This window comes from uncultured Sphingomonas sp. (genome assembly GCF_964235535.1).
In the GTDB taxonomy this organism is placed as follows: Bacteria; Pseudomonadota; Alphaproteobacteria; order Sphingomonadales; family Sphingomonadaceae; genus Sphingomonas.
The window spans coordinates 1-17,452 of record NZ_CAXSBH010000035.1 but is presented as its reverse complement, the minus strand read 5'-3'; the positions used below and the strand labels follow the sequence as shown (position 1 = coordinate 17,452).

At 62.6% G+C, this 17,452-nt stretch carries 19 protein-coding genes and 2 tRNA genes; 9 read left to right on the top strand and 12 right to left on the bottom strand.

The genetic code is table 11. The features are described from left to right. Positions 1 to 57 precede the first annotated feature (57 nt). The 3 genes from ACFE7F_RS11045 to ACFE7F_RS11035 form a co-directional block, all read right to left on the bottom strand. On the bottom strand, positions 58 to 441 hold the full coding sequence (locus tag ACFE7F_RS11045) for an HIRAN domain-containing protein (RefSeq protein ID WP_375403904.1): 384 nt from the start codon (positions 439 to 441) through the stop codon (positions 58 to 60). Between the two features lie 207 nt (positions 442 to 648). After that, a tRNA-OTHER gene (locus ACFE7F_RS11040) sits at positions 649 to 732 on the bottom strand. A gap of 322 nt (positions 733 to 1,054) precedes the next feature. After that, positions 1,055 to 1,993, bottom strand: coding sequence for a hypothetical protein (locus ACFE7F_RS11035; protein ID WP_375403903.1), 939 nt, complete (start codon positions 1,991 to 1,993; stop codon positions 1,055 to 1,057). A gap of 195 nt (positions 1,994 to 2,188) precedes the next feature. On the opposite strand from ACFE7F_RS11035, the gene ACFE7F_RS11030 reads away from it, so the two are divergent. Further along, positions 2,189 to 2,764 carry a recombinase family protein gene (locus tag ACFE7F_RS11030; RefSeq protein WP_375403902.1) on the top strand — a complete coding sequence of 192 codons (576 nt, stop codon included), beginning with the start codon at positions 2,189 to 2,191 and terminating at the stop codon, positions 2,762 to 2,764. 1,350 nt (positions 2,765 to 4,114) lie between these two features. On the opposite strand, the gene ACFE7F_RS11025 is transcribed toward ACFE7F_RS11030, so the two are convergent. The 3 genes from ACFE7F_RS11025 to ACFE7F_RS11015 all read right to left on the bottom strand — a co-directional run bounded on the left by ACFE7F_RS11025 (position 4,115) and on the right by ACFE7F_RS11015 (position 6,760). Beyond that, complete coding sequence (locus tag ACFE7F_RS11025; RefSeq protein WP_375403901.1) at positions 4,115 to 5,479, bottom strand: hypothetical protein; 1,365 nt, start codon at positions 5,477 to 5,479, stop codon at positions 4,115 to 4,117. Positions 5,480 to 6,191: 712 nt separating this feature from the next. Continuing rightward, on the bottom strand, positions 6,192 to 6,497 hold the full coding sequence (locus ACFE7F_RS11020) for a hypothetical protein (RefSeq protein ID WP_375403900.1): 306 nt from the start codon (positions 6,495 to 6,497) through the stop codon (positions 6,192 to 6,194). Continuing rightward, the gene (locus tag ACFE7F_RS11015; protein WP_375403899.1) at positions 6,494 to 6,760 is read right to left on the bottom strand and encodes a helix-turn-helix transcriptional regulator; all 267 of its coding nucleotides are present in this window, start codon (positions 6,758 to 6,760) and stop codon (positions 6,494 to 6,496) included. Before ACFE7F_RS11015 ends, ACFE7F_RS11020 begins: the two co-directional genes overlap by 4 nt. Positions 6,761 to 6,868: 108 nt before the next feature. On the opposite strand from ACFE7F_RS11015, the gene ACFE7F_RS11010 reads away from it, so the two are divergent. Continuing rightward, entirely contained in the window at positions 6,869 to 8,041 is a 1,173-nt protein-coding gene (locus ACFE7F_RS11010) for a tyrosine-type recombinase/integrase (protein ID WP_375403898.1), read from the top strand. A gap of 60 nt (positions 8,042 to 8,101) precedes the next feature. Here the strand turns inward: ACFE7F_RS11010 and ACFE7F_RS11005 are convergent. Beyond that, positions 8,102 to 8,187, bottom strand: a tRNA-Tyr gene (locus ACFE7F_RS11005). A 127-nt stretch (positions 8,188 to 8,314) separates the two neighbouring features. On the opposite strand from ACFE7F_RS11005, the gene ACFE7F_RS11000 reads away from it, so the two are divergent. Both ACFE7F_RS11000 and rlmB read left to right on the top strand, forming a co-directional pair. Continuing rightward, on the top strand, positions 8,315 to 9,913 hold the full coding sequence (locus ACFE7F_RS11000) for a M20/M25/M40 family metallo-hydrolase (RefSeq protein WP_375403897.1): 1,599 nt from the start codon (positions 8,315 to 8,317) through the stop codon (positions 9,911 to 9,913). Further along, positions 9,913 to 10,671 carry a 23S rRNA (guanosine(2251)-2'-O)-methyltransferase RlmB gene (gene rlmB / locus ACFE7F_RS10995; RefSeq protein WP_375403896.1) on the top strand — a complete coding sequence of 253 codons (759 nt, stop codon included), beginning with the start codon at positions 9,913 to 9,915 and terminating at the stop codon, positions 10,669 to 10,671. Before ACFE7F_RS11000 ends, rlmB begins: the two co-directional genes overlap by 1 nt. On the opposite strand, the gene ACFE7F_RS10990 is transcribed toward rlmB, so the two are convergent. Continuing rightward, positions 10,668 to 10,985 carry a 2Fe-2S iron-sulfur cluster-binding protein gene (locus ACFE7F_RS10990; protein ID WP_375403895.1) on the bottom strand — a complete coding sequence of 106 codons (318 nt, stop codon included), beginning with the start codon at positions 10,983 to 10,985 and terminating at the stop codon, positions 10,668 to 10,670. The genes rlmB and ACFE7F_RS10990 overlap by 4 nt on opposite strands. A gap of 60 nt (positions 10,986 to 11,045) precedes the next feature. Between ACFE7F_RS10990 and ACFE7F_RS10985 the strand changes: the two genes are divergently transcribed. The 3 genes from ACFE7F_RS10985 to ACFE7F_RS10975 are packed head-to-tail and all read left to right on the top strand — an operon-like array spanning position 11,046 to position 12,360. Continuing rightward, positions 11,046 to 11,675 (top strand): DNA-3-methyladenine glycosylase family protein, encoded by a 630-nt coding sequence (locus ACFE7F_RS10985; RefSeq protein ID WP_375403894.1) that lies wholly within the window; start codon positions 11,046 to 11,048, stop codon positions 11,673 to 11,675. Between the two features lie 29 nt (positions 11,676 to 11,704). After that, positions 11,705 to 12,082, top strand: coding sequence for a type II toxin-antitoxin system RelE/ParE family toxin (locus tag ACFE7F_RS10980; protein WP_375403893.1), 378 nt, complete (start codon positions 11,705 to 11,707; stop codon positions 12,080 to 12,082). Continuing rightward, the gene (locus tag ACFE7F_RS10975; protein WP_375403892.1) at positions 12,079 to 12,360 is read left to right on the top strand and encodes a helix-turn-helix domain-containing protein; all 282 of its coding nucleotides are present in this window, start codon (positions 12,079 to 12,081) and stop codon (positions 12,358 to 12,360) included. Before ACFE7F_RS10980 ends, ACFE7F_RS10975 begins: the two co-directional genes overlap by 4 nt. Positions 12,361 to 12,363: 3 nt before the next feature. On the opposite strand, the gene ACFE7F_RS10970 is transcribed toward ACFE7F_RS10975, so the two are convergent. Next, positions 12,364 to 12,786, bottom strand: coding sequence for a DUF2147 domain-containing protein (locus ACFE7F_RS10970; RefSeq protein WP_375403891.1), 423 nt, complete (start codon positions 12,784 to 12,786; stop codon positions 12,364 to 12,366). Between the two features lie 78 nt (positions 12,787 to 12,864). On the opposite strand from ACFE7F_RS10970, the gene ACFE7F_RS10965 reads away from it, so the two are divergent. Beyond that, a complete protein-coding gene (locus ACFE7F_RS10965) occupies positions 12,865 to 14,490 on the top strand; it encodes an alpha-D-glucose phosphate-specific phosphoglucomutase (RefSeq protein WP_375403890.1) in 1,626 nt (541 codons plus the stop codon). Between the two features lie 4 nt (positions 14,491 to 14,494). On the opposite strand, the gene ACFE7F_RS10960 is transcribed toward ACFE7F_RS10965, so the two are convergent. Beyond that, the gene (locus ACFE7F_RS10960) at positions 14,495 to 14,650 is read right to left on the bottom strand and encodes a hypothetical protein (protein ID WP_375403889.1); all 156 of its coding nucleotides are present in this window, start codon (positions 14,648 to 14,650) and stop codon (positions 14,495 to 14,497) included. Positions 14,651 to 14,978: 328 nt separating this feature from the next. On the opposite strand from ACFE7F_RS10960, the gene ACFE7F_RS10955 reads away from it, so the two are divergent. Beyond that, positions 14,979 to 15,947 carry an NADPH:quinone oxidoreductase family protein gene (locus tag ACFE7F_RS10955; RefSeq protein ID WP_375403917.1) on the top strand — a complete coding sequence of 323 codons (969 nt, stop codon included), beginning with the start codon at positions 14,979 to 14,981 and terminating at the stop codon, positions 15,945 to 15,947. A gap of 145 nt (positions 15,948 to 16,092) precedes the next feature. Here the strand turns inward: ACFE7F_RS10955 and ACFE7F_RS10950 are convergent, their stop codons facing one another. Both ACFE7F_RS10950 and ACFE7F_RS10945 read right to left on the bottom strand, forming a co-directional pair. Beyond that, on the bottom strand, positions 16,093 to 16,347 hold the full coding sequence (locus ACFE7F_RS10950) for a hypothetical protein (RefSeq protein WP_375403888.1): 255 nt from the start codon (positions 16,345 to 16,347) through the stop codon (positions 16,093 to 16,095). 124 nt (positions 16,348 to 16,471) lie between these two features. Then, positions 16,472 to 17,452 (bottom strand): class I adenylate-forming enzyme family protein (locus ACFE7F_RS10945; RefSeq protein WP_375403887.1); only part of this gene is annotated, 981 nt, incomplete at its 5' end.

Below are 17,452 nucleotides of genomic sequence, written 5' to 3'. Positions count from 1 at the left end.
GGGCTAACCACCCGACCGAGCCGGGCGTTCCCCTTGAACGGCAAAGAAAATAGCCGGCTATCCGTCGTCCCAGTCGGGCTGCGCGTACTCGTCCGGCTCCGCGGCTTCCCCTCGCGTCGGCAGCGTCGGCTCGCCGCCGCCGAAGCGCGCGCGGACCACCGCGTGGGTTCGCCCCGCCTCCTGGAACACCGCCCGGCACTCCTCCCCATCGCGCAGCCATTTGCCGATCAGGCCGCAGCGCTCGGCGGTGACGTAACCGATGCGGATGCCCCGCTCGCTATGCACCGCCACCGCGCGCGGATCGGCGGGGTTCTTGGGCTCCGGGCGCAGCTCCACAGGGTCGCCGGGGCGGCACAACGCGATCTCAAACCGCCGGTTGGAGCGGGATTTGTCCGGGTTGGGAAAGTCGATGCCGACCACGGCGAGGGAAAGCTCGGTCATGGCCAAGATATGGGCGGCCAAGCGAGCATCGTTAGCGCCTCCCTGCCCTCGTCACCCCGGGCTTGACCCGGGGTCCCGCTTTCCTTGCTGGCCGGAACTGCTGGGAAAGGCCGGCGGCACCGCGGCAAAGCCGCGTCGTCGGACGTCGCTTCAGCGACCCCGGCCGGCTCGCTGCTTCTTGCTCGCCAGGGCTCGCGCAGCGAGCCTTGGTGGACAGGGCTGGATTCGAACCAGCGTACGCTTGCACGGGCAGATTTACAGTCGACTAGCGCAAAGTACCCGAACCTGCCCTAAGACGCCTTGAAACAAAGCCTTAGGACGGGTCGGGCCTTATCACTCTATCCCGCTGATTCCCGCATTTACCGCCAATTTCCCGGCATGATTACACCAGGACTACACGGGATAATGTTTTAGCTAGGGCGAGGCATGTGACGGACGGGACGGAGTCATTGAGGGCTTAACGCGGCTGCATCCCGACGACACACGCAATGACAGGCCAAGTACTAGATATCGTAGGTGATCTCGACGATGGTGCGGCTTTATTCGCACACTTTGTGATCGCAGCAGCAGCTTAAGCTAACAGAGCGATGCGACGCCGCAGTGTAGGATATTGTTAAAAACTCAGGCCTGTCCATTTTACAGTCCCAATTGGTATCAGCACGGGCTTCGGTAAAACTGGTGGTTCGGCGGGCCAGACTAGCCGATACTCTTTCTGATCAGCCTCAGACGAACCCTTTAAGAAATGATGCCGCTGCGCCTTCTTCGTGTACGCTACCGGACCAAAAAAGCTCTCGAATCCAACTTGTTGATCAAGTGCCCGCTTTAGTGTTACGAAATCCACAATCTCAACAGCAGTGACCTTCCTTGCATCGGCAGAGCTTAAGCGGTTAGCAACCTCACCACTTAGCTCTGTCGCAAAGCACATAAGCCAGGCATCTTCGTCGAAGTCAGTGTGGTGCGCCTCATTGATATTGAATCCGTTGAAGTTACAGTTATAAATCCCGATTCCACGAGTCTGACGGCCAAATCGGACGAGACCTGGCGGAATAAGATGCATGTTGGAGTCGAACTGTCGCACCTCATCAGGAGTAGTCGTGCCATGTGAAGAGCCTAGAAAACTACTGGCAACCGTAAGTCTTGGTCCTGCTCGCTCCTCAAGCCAACCGGGTAAGTGATTTGAGGAATTTAGATAAACATACAACGGGCTAGCCGGTTGGACGCGCGCGCGCATTTGTTTATCATATGGATATAGATCAATGCCGTCGCCGTAAACTTGCGCAGCGCTGAACCGCTTTTCCCAACCACTTGCGGGGAGGCCCAACGATTGCCCGAGTTCATCGATTAGCTTAAAAAGTTCAGCGGCTTCCCTGTCATATCGCACCTGAGCCTGCCCGAGTTTATCTTCGATTAACGAAATCGCTGCGCCTTTTGCTTCCCATGACTTTACCTCTTCACAGTCAGCGTCGTACCTTCGGTTAAGCACCGCCATAGCCTCTCTCGTACGTTCCTGAGCAGCTAGAAACTTTTCTGAGTTTTTCGTGCTCAACGGCATTGGAGGTCCTTTAATCCACAACTTTGCTCCGCCGCTGAGAGATACGATCGACCTAAGGATATTTCGAGGGCTCCAAACTTGTGCCTTCTAATCCACCCTTCCTAACCGGCTTCATAGTAGCTTATAAGATACCTTGACCTGCTTACGGTCTTAGCTCATTAACGCTGCATACCTTATGAGCGACTCGGAGTGGATATGAGCCGGATTTCCTACTTTCGTGTATCGACCGGTGACCAGAGCATCGAAGCGCAACGCGCGGCTCTAGGTAGCGGCTTCGATCGCGAGTTCACCGACGTGGGCGTTAGCGGTGCAACGCTCGCTGCGGATCGGCCCGGCTTCTCTGCCCTTCTCTCCTACGTGCGGGAAGGCGATTGCCTCTGCATCTATTCCATCGACCGGCTTGGACGGGACGCACTCGACGTGCAATCGACCATTCGCAAGTTGCTCGACAAGGGCGTCACGGTGGACGTGCGAGGCCTTGGACCGATCGGGCGGGGGGTAGGCGAGCTTGTAGTCGCGGTCCTTGCGCAGATGGCGGATATGGAGCGGCATCGGATTAAAGAGCGGTGTGAGTCTGGACGGGCTGCGGCGAAGGCTGCTTTAGCAGCGACAGGCAAAACGCATCGCGGCAAGGCTGGACTCGGTAGGCCGATGGCGGCGAACAGCGTCGAAGTGGTTGCATGGCGGAAGGCTAATAAGGCGAGTATCGCCGCGACCGCTGCGCAGTTCGCTTTGTCCACCGCTACGGTGAAGCGGTACTACGCTGCATAGGAGGCGAAGGCGGGGCTATACGCCTCTAAGACGGCCTCAGGCGCTTACTGCCGATCAACAGCGCACAATCATTGCAGCGCGTAGCGGGGGACCTCTTTGGGCGTCCTTAGCTAAGCAGCACGGGGTAAGCCGGGCTGCTATTCAGCGGGTTGAGCAAAGGGCGGGTTAGGGCTGCGAGTCCACGATACCGCTTACCAGTGCCGCCGGATTGCACTCTAGCTCTCGCGCGACGTCTGCTGCGCACTGCCACTCATCAAAGACGGCCTCTGGTCACCGACCGTGAACTTGCAAGTGACGGAGTGACGGTCCGCTGACGGTCACCGTTACTCCGTTCACTTGCCTATTCAATCTATCCCGAAACTTTTATGTAAAGCTGGATTTCTAACGTCAAATTGTGAAACATAGAACCAGCTGTACCAGTCAACGTCCCCTCGACTAAATGCTCCACGTAACCTTACAGTTACGGCAGTGGGCCTCCGTATTAGACTCCTTGCGCGACAATCCGGTTGCAAGCAGAGATACTCCCCCCGTCAGTATCGCGCCAGTTGCCTTACCGCCACTGATACCGGCCTTCTTCGTGACCGATTTCGTATGGACCTTCCCTCGCTCTTGGCAGTGCGGACACAAAAAAGCAGGATTAGGACTGCCGTGAAGCGCTGTAGCAAGCTGGATTGCCTTCCGCTTATCATAATCCTCGCGCTGCGACGGAGACATTGCAGTCCGCTTCTCGTTCTCTACGAATGCAGCAGCGATGACAATTGTCACGAACGCTAAAAACAACATCAAAAGAAAGCCAAAAAACCCCATTTTCTATATCCCCGCTTAATCGAGTTGCAACCGTAATAGGTGGGAGGAATTAAAGATAGGAAGATTTGGCTAGGGCGTCGGTGATCAAGGAACCAGGGTGAGTGGTTTTAGTAAACCGCCATGGGCATGCTGTTGATCCTAGCTCCCTTGCTGCAAATCAGCCCGGTGGCGGCCTAACCGATCGGGATGTGTAAGCTGGCGGAAACGGCGGGTAGGGAACTCCTTTCCATGATGAAGACACTCGTCAGTTAAGGCGTACTGAACCGGTGGACGGGGATGCGGTAAACTGAATGGGCTCTAAATCGCGCTACAGTGTCTCTAGGAGACGGGGTAGGCACGTTCCAACCCCCAAGTACCGGGGCCGCCTAAATAGCAACTAGCGAGGCTTGTAGGACGGGGAAGGACAGGTAGTCGTGTTATAAGTGATCGCCGGTGACTTAAAGCCGAAGTCGTACTGGATCAGTTACCCTGCCTCTCCTTCCCGTTTGCAGTGTCAAGCCAAAGAAACAAGAGGCCTCACATCAAAGAAGGTTGTTCACATCTTTACTTCTCTGTCAGAACCGGATCAACGCCAACGTGTTCTTGAAAGCATGAGCGGAGAAGTAACTTAGCCATTCCCTTGCTTGATACTGGAACAACGATTGAGTCATGTACCGGCAGTGCTGGTATGTTCCATCGGATACAGAGGCTATATACTGCATCGATAATAGCGCAACTCTCTAGATACTGCAAGTCACCCCACCGCACCTTGCTATTAGGCCAGTCTGCTAGCAGCGGCAGGTGGTCTGTGATCAATGACCGCACCTGCTTGATTGGGTACTCGCGCTGTAGGGCCTTCGGGTCCGCCTCATTGTACCGGGCTTTGACCTTGGGCGACCATGCGCGTTGGAAACCGTCATGGCCTAAGGTCATGGTGATCCAGGCCTTGACGACATGGCGGGGTAGGCCAGGGATGGCATAGGGATCGCCAGCGGGCAGCTTTGCACCCGCCTTGGCATAAAGGATCGTCAGGAAACTAGCTTGGATATCGATTTCAACCATAGCCGCGCCATTGACGGTGATGCACCGGCGCTGGTCTTTTGGGTCGGTCTGATAACCGCCGCCGATTGAATAAAGGCGTCCACCTTTGTTGTAATCAAAACCGGGCAGATCGCCTTGATTGAAGAGGCGCTGAAAGCCGCGATGCTCCCCGCCTTCAATGACCTGCTTAGCGAGGTAGGCGTTTAAGTCGTTCACCTGTCCGGCAAAGGTGATGACCTTGGGGTTGGTCATATCGGGATGCATTGCCTTGCCCTCCCGTCGCTGTCCCTTTTCGGTAACCGATGCTGATTTAAGCTTGATAGGTTCGGCAATTACGGCGGGCCTTGGCAGTCCGGCGAAGTGGTCGAGGCGGTTAGCTGGCGTAATGCCCATTTCCGCCGCTAGGTCGATCAATTGGGCGGTGGCCTTGATGCGGGTGACCTTACCGCGTTTGCGCCATGTTGGATCGCAAAAACCGCGTTCGATCGTTATATAGTTACAACGTTCTAGGCGCTTGAGAACCTGCTTAAACGGCCGGAAGCCAATAGGCCCGTTGGTGAAGTCCGCTACACCCATCGGGCGGAAGCAGGAACGCGGAGGATCGTAGGAGGCTGCCTTAAGCAGGTCGGCGGTTATCGCGCCCAATGCCTTGCCCTCGGATGGGGTAAGCCTGGCGTGCAACCTTAGTTGGTCGTGCATGTGAGTGGCGGCATTAGCAATCAGCAGTTCGGCATCGGGGGATGATGGCTTGCTATAAAGCCCCATATGGACTGCCTTGTCATAGCGGTTTGAGGCAGTCGGCAACGGCTTGACCGCGTCTGTGGATACAGTTGAAGAAGTAAGTGATAGGTCAGGATCGGTAACGTAAGGTAGTTCAAGTTGAAACATGTAGGTTTAATCTTTCTGTATGGTTGGTTGCCGTTGTTTGAACGACAGCAAACGAATACAGCAGAGCTCTGGAGTTCTCAACCTCATGTGCAAAGCTTACTAGTTAAGGTCTCTATTCACAAATAGTCTTAACAGATTGTATGTCTCTCTAATACCATGCTATGAAATCTAATCTATATAAAGCTACTTAGAAGTTATATAGAATGGAAGGAGAGAGAGGAGGCTGGAGACATACATGTTACATTCTGGTTGTGCAGACTGGGATGAGGCGACACGACAGATCTGATGTTTACAGAAGTTTAGAGATATTTAGATATGAAGGCCGATTTAATGTTAAGTAGTCTGAATGACCGTTCACCGCCTAAACACAATTTAACCAGCTCATGTGAACGGTACGCGCAACCTGCCCTGCTTCTCAATGATCTCGTAGTTAGTTGGACTGTTGACAATCAACTACGCCCGCACAAGTTCAAACTTCACCTGTCATGGTTAGGTTTGTCGATGAGCAAGCGCAGGTACTTTGGTAGGCTTTGATAGAGTTACATCGTCGGTGCTGCTGCCCTACTACAGCCTATGCCCTTATTTTAGGCCGTAGAGGCACCGTAGAGCGCGAAGTTGTGCCGAGATGAAGTATAGGGCCGCCGATCACCCGAAGGCTGCTAGCAGCCCATTTTACCAGCCGTCAATTTAAGTCATAACCGGACCGCGAACTTCACCGCCGTTCGTTTGCCGCAACTTGCGAATCGTGATCCAAGCCAAGCGCCCAATCCAACTGCCCCCGCGTGATCGCTTCACCCCGACCGTGCCGGATCACAATGTCGTTCTTGGCCAGCTCATCCTCATAGTCCGCCAGCCCGTCCGACCATCGTAAGGCGATTTGGACGAGGTGACGAAGCTCAATCAGGCTAACGATAGAGCCGTCATGCCGGTGTTCTTGCACTCGACGGTGGGCGTCGCGTGCCATCTTGGCAAGTAAATCAGGGCCGCTCTCCTCAAGAGGATTGATGTCGCTGATCATATTGCGCTCACACGGCCAATGAAGGCATCAAGATCAGCGATGTGATAAAAGCGACGTCCACCCACTTTACTGCTACGCGGCCCAATTCCACGATAGTTATAATTCCGCAATGTTTTCGGCCGTAGGCCCAGATACGTAGCTGCGCTGGACAAACTCAATCTTCCGGTAGGGGTCACGCGAACGATGTCGCGTACGACTCCATGCTCTGTACAACTCTCTAGTAACAAACTAAAACTCCAATCTTTCGAGTCGGCGGCGATCATTGCGGCCGATGTCGAGCAATATACAGGGCGTTTCGCGGCGGTCTAGTCTCTAGTACCTCGTCACTTACAACTGTTACTTCGATGCTTATTAGAAGGAGATTACTAACTGTGGCTCTTAGATTTACGATTCTAACCCGCAATGCTATTCGCGTTCTTACGAAAGGGGAGCGCATTACCGAACACGGTATCACTGTCGAACGCACGTCGAAGGGCGACCTACGCTATAGCGTCAACATCATGGTGGACGGTCAGCGCATTCACCGAGCCGTTGGGTGCGAAAGCGATGGGACGACGCGCGAACAGGCAGAGCGCGCTATTGAGACATTCCGTACTAAAGCCAGAGAAGGGCGGCTCGACCTGCCCACCGGGCGCAAACTTCACCGCAGCTTTGCCGAGGCGGCAGAAGAATACGTCGGTCGGATGGAAAGCACGGACGGCAAGGATATGGTCAACAAGCGTCGCCATCTTCGAACGTACTTGATCCCTTACTTCAGAGACCGGCGGCTCGACCAGCTAACGGAATTTAGACTCAAGCAGTATCGTCGGAAACGCTCGGATGACGGAGCAACGGATGCTACCATAAATCGCGAATTTTCAACATTAAAGCACATGCTCAACCGAGCGGTGGATTGGCGGTGGATGACCTTGGACCGTAAGCCGAAAATCGAGCAGTCACGCGAGGCCCGCAAGCAAATTAGGGTGCTAACAGAACAGCAATGCCGAGCGCTTATGAATGCAGCGCACGCGGATCAGGACGACCGCTTGTGGTTGTTCGTTGCGTTCGGTCTTGGCGCGGCGATGAGGCATTCCGAAATAGTGCGCGCTCGATACGAGGACGTGGACTTCGACACCCGCCGCCTTTGGATCGATCGAGCTAAGGCGGGCGAACGAGAGCAGCCTATCACTCCATCGCTGGCGAATGCTCTTCGGCGACAGAGGGCGATGGAGAACGACCAAGGAGGTTGGATTTTCCCCGCCATGCGCGCCAGTAAGCAGGCCCACCGTCGAGATATGCGGGGCGGATTTCAGCGAGCGGTTGAGCGCGCGGGCTTAGACCCTACAAAAGTGACGCCGCACATAATGCGCCATACTGCGATCACCCGGCTTGTTCAGGCCAACACAGACATACCGACAATCCAGCGCATTTCCGGTCATAAGACGACGGCAATGGTGCTCCATTATGCCCACGTTCACGGCACTCACATCGACGCCGCAATTAGCGCGCTAGACGATGGGCTCGGACTTGAAGTTACACAGAAATTACACGCACCCAACTCTTAGGGCAAGCTAGACGGGCAGATACGCCGCTGCTTAACGTCGTCATTTCATAGGCTTAAGCCTTGGTGGACAGGGCTGGATTCGAACCAGCGTACGCTTGCACGGGCAGATTTACAGTCTGCTGCCTTTAACCACTCGGCCACCTGTCCAGCCCGGCCGCTCGAAAGCGAGGCGGCTCCATGCCGAAGCGCCTCGGCGGTGTCAACGAGCGTGGGCGGTTGCGCGAACCCGTCCGCCCGCATAGCAGAACGCGAGCTCTTCCAAGGAAACCCACGCTTGCGCCATCTGCTGCTCGCCACCGCCGTCCTCTTCGCTCCCCCGGCCCTCGCCCAGAATGCGGCCCAGAACGCGACCGCCCGCATCATCGACCAGGGCACCAATCATAGCCAGGTGATGACGACCGCGCAGCATCTGACCGACGTGATCGGCCCGCGCCTTCCCAACTCGCCACCGATGCGCGCGGCCGAGGCGTGGACCGAAGGCAAGTTCCGCGAATGGGGCCTGACCAACGTCCGCAAAGAGGGCTTCCCGTTCGGCCGCGGCTGGTCGATCGAACGCTCGTCGGTCCGTATGACCACGCCGCGTCCGGTCCAGCTCACAGCCATCCCCATCGCCTGGACTCCCGCCGCGCGCGTCACGGCCCCAGTGATCGTCGCGCCGCTGCGCCGCGAGCGCGATTTCGCCAAATGGCGCGGACAGTTGCGGGGCAAGGTCGTCATGGTCACCCGCCCCACCGACCTGCGCGACCCGACCGATCCCGTCGTCCAGCGCCTGTCGGGCGAGGACATCGCCAAACTCGATATGTTCGAACAGCCTCGCTTCGATCCGACCGCGCTCCCGCGCAGTCTGCGCCGCGCCGATTTTGCCGGGAAGCTTGACGCGTTCCTGAAGGCGGAAGGCGCGGTCGCCTACGCCACCATGTCTCGCCTCGACGGCAAGCTCGTCCACGGCGAGGGCTGGGCGTTCGAGGTCGGCCGCCCCGCAGCCGTCCCGGGCGTCGAGATCGCCGCCGAGGATTACCGCCGCCTCGCCCGCCTCGCCAAGATCGGACCCGCCCCGACGCTCGGGATCGAGAGCGCGGTCCGCTTCCATGACGACGACCCGCAGGCCTACAACATCCTCGCCGATATCCCCGGCACCGACGCCAAGGCCGGATACGTCATGGCCGGCGCGCATCTCGACAGTTGGGTCGCGGGCGACGGCGCGGCCGACAACGCGGCGGGATCGGCGGTGGTAATGGAGGCCGCGCGCATCCTCCGCGCGTCCGGCGTTCGTCCCAAACGCGCCATCCGCTTCGCGCTCTGGAATGCGGAAGAGGAGGGGCTGCTCGGCTCGATCGCCTATATCCGCCGTCACCTCGCGACGCGCGGCTCCCCGAGCGATCCGCAGCTGAACGGCGACAAGCTCTATTACAGCTTTTCCAACCAGTGGCCGATTACCCCGCTTCCGGGACACCGCGACCTGTCGGCTTATTTCAACATCGACAACGGCTCAGGCAAGATCCGCGGTCTCTATGCCGAGCGCAACCCGGCGGTCGTGTCGACCTTCCGCGAATGGCTCAGCCCCTTCGCCTCAATGGGCGCGTCGTCGGTCGTCGTCAGCCCGACCACGGGCACTGACCACGTCTTCATGCAATCGGTCGGCATCCCCGGCTTCCAGTTCATCCAGGACCCGCTCGATTACGACAGCCGAGTCCACCACACGTCGGTCGACACCTTCGATCACCTGAAGGCCGACGATCTGCGTCAAGCCTCGATCGTCCTTGCGTCGGTGCTGTTGAGCGCCGCCACTGCCGACCAGCCGCTCCCCCGCCCGCCGCTGCCGACCAAGCCGGGCGTGACGGACCCATTCGCCTATCCCGAGGACGACGAATGATGGCCAAGCACGGCCATAATCGCGGCAGCCGCCCCTCGACCGGCGTCGGCAACCGCCCACGCTTCTGGGGCCGCCACGCGGTCGCCGCCGCGCTCGGCAATCCCGAGCGCACGGTGCGCAAGGTGTGGGGCACGCGCGAGGCGCTGGCGGGATTCGACCTGCCCGCCTCGCTTCCCGTCGTCTTCGCCGACGTCGCCGACCTCGGCCGCCTCGTTCCCGCCGACGCGCCGCATCAGGGGCTGGTGGCGGAGGTCGACCCGCTCGAGGACATCTGGCTCGGCGATCTGCTGATGCAGGGCCAGGGCGACCGGCGCCCGCTCGTGATCCTCGACCAGGTCACCGATCCTCATAATGTCGGTGCGATCCTGCGCTCGGCGGCGGCGTTCGACGCGCTGGGGCTGATCACCCAGGACCGCCACGCGCCGCCCGAATCCGGCACCGTCGCCCGCGCGGCGTCCGGCGCGCTGGAGACCGTACCCTGGGTCCGCGTCGTCAATCTCGCGCGTGCGCTGGACGAGATCCGCGACGCCGACTTCTGGCGCGTCGGCCTGACCGGCGAAGCCCCGCGCACGCTGGCCGACACGATGGGCGAGCAGCGTATCGCCTTGGTGCTCGGCGCGGAAGGCGAGGGCATGCGCCAGAACACCGAGGCTCACTGCGACGAACTCGCGCGGCTTCCGATCGGCGACAAGGTGGAAAGCTTGAACGTCAGCAATGCCGCGGCGATCGCCCTCTACGCGGTCGCGACCCGGCCCTAGTCCTCTTCGGCGACCTTCACCCGCAAGCCGTCGAGCGCCGGCCCGAACTGCACCTGGCAAGACAGCCGCGAATAATCTGACCGCTCGCTCGTCGACTCCAGCAGGTCGTTCTCGTCCTCGCTCATCGGCTTCAGCATCCCGAAGAACGCCGGGTCCACATGCACGTGGCACGTCGCGCAACTGCAGTTGCCCCCGCACAGAGCGAGGATCTCGTCGATCCCGCCTTCGCGGATCACCTCCATGACCGACAGCCCGGCCTCGCCCTCCAGCACGCGTTCTTCCCCGCCGCGCAACTCGACGATAAGCTTGGGCATGTTTCACTCCACCGATCCGTGCCCACGCCATGCCGCCCCTGAACGCGCAGGGCAAGCATCATGGGCCTGAGCGCCGAGCGGCTGCGCGCCGACCTCGAAGCGCTCGCGCTGATCGAGCCCGCCTTCGCCCGCGCGTTGCAGCATGTCGGCCACCCCGCCCCGCGCCTGCGCGAGCGCGGCTACGCCACCCTGCTGCGCACCATCGTCGGCCAGCAAGTGAGCGTGGCCGCGGCGGACTCGGTCTGGCGCAAGCTCGCCGCCACCGTCGGCGATCCGGCGGACCCCCATGCGGTCGCCGCCGCGAGCGACGAGGCTATGCGCGCCGCCGGCTTCTCCCGCCAGAAGACCGGCTATGCCCGCAGCCTAGCCGCGGAGGTCACGAGCGGTCGGCTCGATCTCGACCACCTGCCTGCCGACGACGAGGAGGCGATCGTCGCCCTGACCAACATCAAGGGTATCGGCCGCTGGTCGGCGGAGGTGTACCTGCTCTTCGCGGAGGGCCGGGCCGACATCTGGCCCGCCGGCGATCTGGCCGTCCAGATCGAGGTCGGCCGCATTCTCGGCCACGACGCCCGCCCGACCGAACGCGCGACCCGCGCGCTGGCGGAACCATGGCGCCCTCACCGAGGCGCGGCGGCGATCTTCACCTGGCACCATTACGGCGCGGGAGCCGACGCCGCGCCGGTCTGAGCTTGCATTATATACGGCATTGCCTTAGTTTGATTGGTGTCGACGGGCCGCTTCACACCGCCGTCGAGACCCCTACCTATCTGGCGGCGGTCAAGCGCATCGGATTATTCGACGCTGAGCGCCAGTCGGTGCTGGATCATGTCATGTCCGACCCGGCCAGCGGCGATCTGATCCGGCGAAGCGGCGGTGTACGCAAGGTGCGGATCGCAAAGGATGATACCGGCAAGTCGGGCGGCTACCGCGTGTCAACCTATTTCGTGGACCGGGACGCGCCCGTGTTTCTGTTGCTGATAATCGACAAATCGGAGGTGGACTCGATCACGGACGCGCAGGCGAGCCAACTGCGGACGATAGCGAAGGCGGTCAAGGAACAACGGGTCTTGACGAGCATCAGGAGCAAGCGATGAAAGCCGAAACATTCGACGGATTGATGAGCGGCATGTCCGACGTGCTCGGTTTCTACAAGGGAGAGCGTGACGGCTTTCGCGTGCGTGAAGCTCCGGATATCAAAGCCATCCGCGCCAAGGTCGGGATGACTCAGCCTGCCTTTGCGCGCGCCTACAAGCTGGAAGTGGCTACGCTGCGCGATTGGGAGCAGGGCCGACGGCAGCCCGATCGGTCGGCGCAAGTGCTGCTCGCGCTTATCGACCGCGAACCCGAGACGATCCGCCGCATCCTCGGCTGAGGATTACCGCGCCGGTCGCCACAGCTGCGTCCGGCATAGGAACGCCACGCATCCCTGCACCTTGAGCGTTCCATCGCCATTCCGGCGCAGGATCGACTTGTAGCTTTTTCCCGAGCGCGGGTCGTAGATGCGCCCGCGCCAGTCCTTGCCCGCGTCGGTGAAGCCGCTCAACACCGCCATCCCCAGGATCGGCCGCCCCCTGAGCGCCGGGTCCGGATTGTTGGTGTCCACCGGGTTCGGAGTCGGCGGCCGTTTCAGGAACGTCGTGATCCGTCCGCACAGCTTCGCGCCGGCCGCGCCTGCGCCACATGGCCCGACCGTGACCACCGAGTCGCCCTCCACCGTGACCCACCGTCCCGCGATCGGCGCGGCGGCATACGCGGGCGCGGCGAGCGCTATGGCGGCGAGGAGCAGGGTAGTGCGCATGGGCGAATGATCCGTCGTGGCCGAAAGGGTCGCTACGTGCCTTGCCGCACCCGCGACCTTCCGCCAAGTACCGCCGGCATGATCACCGTCCCGACCACGCCCTTTCCCGACCAGAAACCCGGCACGTCGGGCCTCCGCAAGAAGGTCCGCGTCTTCCAGCAGCCGGGCTATGCCGAGAACTTCATCCAGTCGGTGTTCGACGTGGTGGATCGACCGGCCGATGCGACGATCGTGATCGGCGGCGACGGCCGTTATCTGAACCGTGAGGTGATCCGGGTCGCGGTCCGCATGGCGGCCGCGAACGGCTACGCCCGCGCCGTGGTCGGCCGGGGCGGCATCCTGTCTACCCCCGCCGCCAGCCACCTGATCCGCCTGCACGGGGCGTCCGGCGGCCTGATCCTCTCCGCCAGCCACAACCCCGGTGGCCCCGAGGAGGATTTCGGGATCAAATACAACATCGCCAATGGCGGCCCCGCGCCCGAGGCGGTGACGGAGGCGATCCACGCCCGCACCTTAGCCATCGACGAGTACCGCATCGTCGATGCGCCCGACCTCGATCTCGACCGGCTGGCCGAGATCGAGGTCGGCGACATGACGGTCGAGATCGTCGATCCCGTCACCGACTATGCCGCCCTCATGGAGACGCTGTTCGACTTCCCCGCCATCGCCCGCGCGGCCCGGGGCGGGCTGACGATGGCGTTCGACGCCATGAGCGCCGTCACCGGCCCCTACGCGACCGAGGTCCTCGAGCGCCGCCTCGGCTTTCCCGCCGGCACGGTCCGGAACGGTACGCCGCTCCCCGACTTCGGCGGGCGTCATCCCGACCCCAACCTCGTCCACGCCGCCGATCTGCATGCGCTGATGATGAGCCCGGCCGCCCCGGATTTCGGCGCGGCGTCGGACGGCGACGGCGATCGCAACCTGATCATCGGGCGCGGGCGCTTCGTCACCCCGTCCGACAGCCTCGCCATGCTCGCTGCGAACGCGCACCTCGCGCCCGGTTACGCGGGCGGACTGACCGGCATCGCCCGCTCCATGCCGACCAGCGCCGCCGCCGACCGCGTCGCGGCCGCGCTCGGCATCCCCGCCTTCGAGACCCCGACCGGCTGGAAGTTCTTCGGCAACCTGCTCGACGCCGGGCTGGCGACGATCTGCGGCGAGGAGAGCGCGGGCACCGGCTCCGACCACGTCCGCGAGAAGGACGGGCTGTGGGCGGTCCTCCTCTGGCTCAACATCCTTGCGGTCACCGGCAAGTCGGTCGACGAGATCGCCCGCGACCATTGGGCGCGGTACGGCCGCAATTACTATGCCCGCCACGATTACGAGGCGGTCGACACGCCGCGCGCCGACGCGCTGATGGCCGAGCTCCGGGGCGCGCTCGACGCTCTCCCCGGCCGGCGTTTCGGGGCGCTGGAGGTCGAAGCCGCCGACGACTTCGCCTACCGCGACCCGACCGACGGGTCGGTCAGCCGCAATCAGGGCGTCCGCGTCCTGTTCGTCGGCGGCAGCCGCGTCGTGTTCCGCCTGTCGGGTACCGGCACCACCGGCGCGACGTTGCGCGTCTATCTCGAGCGCTACGAGCCGGTCGGCGGCGATCTCGACCGCGACACGCCCGACATGCTCGCGGAGTTGATAGCGGCGGCCGACACCGTCGCCGGCATCGTCCGCCACACCGGCCGAAACTCGCCCGACGTCGTCACCTGACGGTTCAGGCGCGCGGCTGCACCACCTCCGCGCCCACTTCATCGTCCGGTGCGCCGGTCACCGCGACGTCGACCACGTCGGCGTGCGTGACCGGCAGGTTGTCGATCTCCGCCGGAGCGTTCGCCCCAGCGCCGCGAACGGCTCGGCCGACAGCGGGCACCTGATCCCATTGGGTCGCCCGATAGCACCCGACGAATAGAGCAGAACCTCGGCGGCCGGCTTGGACGACAGGCAGGTGCAATGGAGGCCGCATCGCTCCGCCGCCCGCATCACCTCCGGATGACGGGGCGTGTTGTCCATCGACATCGCCACACCGTCGCCGCGCGCCAGCCCCGACGACCTGATCAGCCGCGTCGCGGCTTATTGCCAGTCGTGCGCCGACCCTCTCCGGCACCTTTACCCACCTCTACGATCGGCCTAGGTTTCGGGATGGCGATGGCCTTGTCGAGCAAACCGACCGATGGACCTTGCCTGTCGCCCCGCGCGCCGTGAGGGCGCTGACCGTCTCGGCATTATCGGACGACCTATCCGGCGTCGCGCTGCAGGACGCGCTTGAGCCGGAGCGGCGGTCCGGCCAACTCCTCGTCCGCGTCCGCGCGGCGGCGCTCAACTACCCCGACCTGCTGATGACGCGCGGGGCCTACCAGCTCAAACCGCCCCTCCCCTTCGTGCTCGGCATGGAGATGGCGGGCGAGGTGATCGCCTGCGATCCCGAAAGCGGCTTCGCGCCCGACGACCGCGTCGCGGCGGGCACGCGGCTGGGTGCGTTCGCCCACCTGGTCGCGGTCGATGCCAGCGCCGCGCGTATGATCCCGCCGGGCATGAACGATGCTACCGCCGCTTCGCTCGGCGCGGCCTATTTGACCGCCTATGTCGCGCTCGTCCGCCTCGGCCGCATGGAACCCGGCGAGTGGATTCTCGTCCACGGCGCGACCGGTGGCGTCGGGCTCGCGGCCGTCGATCTCGCCCGTGCGCTCGGCGGCAAGGTAATCGCCACCTCCCGCTCTCCCGGCAAGCTCGCGGTCGTCGAGCAGGAGTACCGCCCCGAAGCGACGCTCCCCGCCCCCGGCTTCCGCGAGGCTGTGAAGGAGTTAACCGGCGGCGGCGCGGACCTGGTGTTCGATCCCGTGGGCGGCGACGTATTGGACGAGTCGACCCGCTGCACCGCGTTCGGTGGCCGCCTGCTGGTCGTGGGCTTCACCTCGGGCCGCATCGCGACCGTCCCCACCAACATCCCGCTCATCAAGGGCTTCGCGGTCGTCGGCGTCCGCGCGGGCGAGTATGGCCGCCGTTTTCCGGAACGCGGTACGGAAAGCCTCGACGCGGTCTGGTCGCTCGCCGCCGCCGGCCGCATTCGGCCCCGTGTCCACGCCACCTATCCCCTCGCCGAATGGCGCGACGCGTTCGAGGCCATGGCGCTCAGTCGACATGTGGGTAAGCTCGTCCTGATCCCCTGACGGAGCTTGGCGCATGCCCGGCTACGACCACATCATCATCGGCGCGGGCTCGGCCGGACGCGTCCTCGCCAACCGCCTGACCGAGGACCCCGCGACGCGCTGATCGCGGCCGGGCGACAGGCGGGGCACCCCGTCACCGGAGATTTCAACGGCGGGGGAGAAGCCAGTTCACGACCTGCCCGGCGTCGGCGAGAACCTGCAGGATCATCTCGACATCATCATGAACTGGCGCAGCGAGGGGCTCGTCACCGGCTTCTCCTCGACGCGCGGGCTGAACCAGCTCATAGTCGGGCTCTAGTACCTGCTCCGCGGCACCGGCCTGGGTCGCCAGCAGTTCCTGGAGTCGGGCGCGTTCATCCCGTCGCGCCCCGGCCTGTCGAGCCCCCACCTCCAGATCCACGCGATGCTCGCGATCATGTCCGATACGGGCGCGTCAAGGTGACCAAGGACTGCTTCTCGCTCCATTTCCGCCAGCTCCGCCCCGAATCGCGCGGCACGATCGGGCCGGCGCTGGCGCGAGCGGCCTAGACCGCCCGCTCGCGCTCGATCTCGGCCCGGTACGCGGCCTTGAGCGCGATCTTGTCGATCTTCTCCGTCCCCAGCCGGGGCAGCGGTTCGTCCACGATCCAAATGCGCGCGGGCACCTTGAACGCCGCGATCCGCGTGCGCAGGAACGCGGAAAGCGCGCCGTCGTCCAGCGTCGCGTCCGCCCGGAGCTCGACCACCGCGCCGGGCACCTCGCCCAAGCGTTCGTCGGGCAGCGCGAACACCGCTGCCTCCGCGACGTCCGCATGTTCGTACAGCGCCGCCTCGACTTCCTGGCACGAGATGTTTTCGCCGCCGCGGATGATGACGTCCTTCTTGCGGTCGACGATGAACAGATACCCGTCCTCGTCGAGATAGCCGAGATCGCCCGATCGGAAATACCCGTCCGGGGTGAAGGCGGCGGCGGTCGCGTCCGGATTGTTCCAATATTCTCGGAAGTTGGTGACCGACCGCACGCACACCTCGCCGCGCTCGCCCGCCGCGAGCGTCGCGCCGTCGTCGTCCTTGATCGCCAGGTCGATCAGCGGCTTGGACGCGCGTCCGGCCGAGGCGGGCTTGGCGAGATAGTTGCTCCGCCAGTTGCCCGTGCCCGCGCCGTTGGTCTCCGTCAGGCCGTACCCGATCAGCGGCGCGCCGCCGCCCATCTCGTCGGCGATGCGCTTCACATGCTCGACCGGCCGGGGCGCGCCCCCGGCGGCGAAGTCCGCGACGGTCGACAGGTCGTATTTCGGCCGCTCCGGGTGGTTCAGGATTTCCAGGCTCATCAGCGGCACACCGACGAAATACGTCACCTTCTCGGCCGCGATCAGCCGCATCGCCTCCTCGGCATCCCATTTGCGCATCAGCACCAGCTTCCGGCCCATCGCGAATGACTGGAGGAACATCGGCACCATCGCGGTGACGTGGAACAGCGGCAGGTTCAGGAGCGTCGCCGGCTGCCCCTGGGGCGGCGTCCCCTG

Excerpts from the sequence above, each read along its gene's own strand:
- ACFE7F_RS10990 (WP_375403895.1), bottom strand. The coding sequence starts at position 10,985 with ATGCCCAAGCTTATCGTCGAGTTGCGCGGCGGGGAAGAACGCGTGCTG.
- ACFE7F_RS11045 (WP_375403904.1), bottom strand. The coding sequence starts at position 441 with ATGACCGAGCTTTCCCTCGCCGTGGTCGGCATCGACTTTCCCAACCCG.
- ACFE7F_RS11030 (WP_375403902.1), top strand. The coding sequence starts at position 2,189 with ATGAGCCGGATTTCCTACTTTCGTGTATCGACCGGTGACCAGAGCATC.
- ACFE7F_RS10975 (WP_375403892.1), top strand. The coding sequence starts at position 12,079 with ATGAAAGCCGAAACATTCGACGGATTGATGAGCGGCATGTCCGACGTG.
- ACFE7F_RS10985 (WP_375403894.1), top strand. The coding sequence starts at position 11,046 with ATGGGCCTGAGCGCCGAGCGGCTGCGCGCCGACCTCGAAGCGCTCGCG.
- ACFE7F_RS11015 (WP_375403899.1), bottom strand. The coding sequence starts at position 6,760 with ATGATCGCCGCCGACTCGAAAGATTGGAGTTTTAGTTTGTTACTAGAG.
- rlmB (WP_375403896.1), top strand. The coding sequence starts at position 9,913 with ATGGCCAAGCACGGCCATAATCGCGGCAGCCGCCCCTCGACCGGCGTC.
- ACFE7F_RS10970 (WP_375403891.1), bottom strand. The coding sequence starts at position 12,786 with ATGCGCACTACCCTGCTCCTCGCCGCCATAGCGCTCGCCGCGCCCGCG.
- ACFE7F_RS11035 (WP_375403903.1), bottom strand. The coding sequence starts at position 1,993 with ATGCCGTTGAGCACGAAAAACTCAGAAAAGTTTCTAGCTGCTCAGGAA.
- ACFE7F_RS10965 (WP_375403890.1), top strand. The coding sequence starts at position 12,865 with ATGATCACCGTCCCGACCACGCCCTTTCCCGACCAGAAACCCGGCACG.
- ACFE7F_RS11025 (WP_375403901.1), bottom strand. The coding sequence starts at position 5,479 with ATGTTTCAACTTGAACTACCTTACGTTACCGATCCTGACCTATCACTT.
- ACFE7F_RS11020 (WP_375403900.1), bottom strand. The coding sequence starts at position 6,497 with ATGATCAGCGACATCAATCCTCTTGAGGAGAGCGGCCCTGATTTACTT.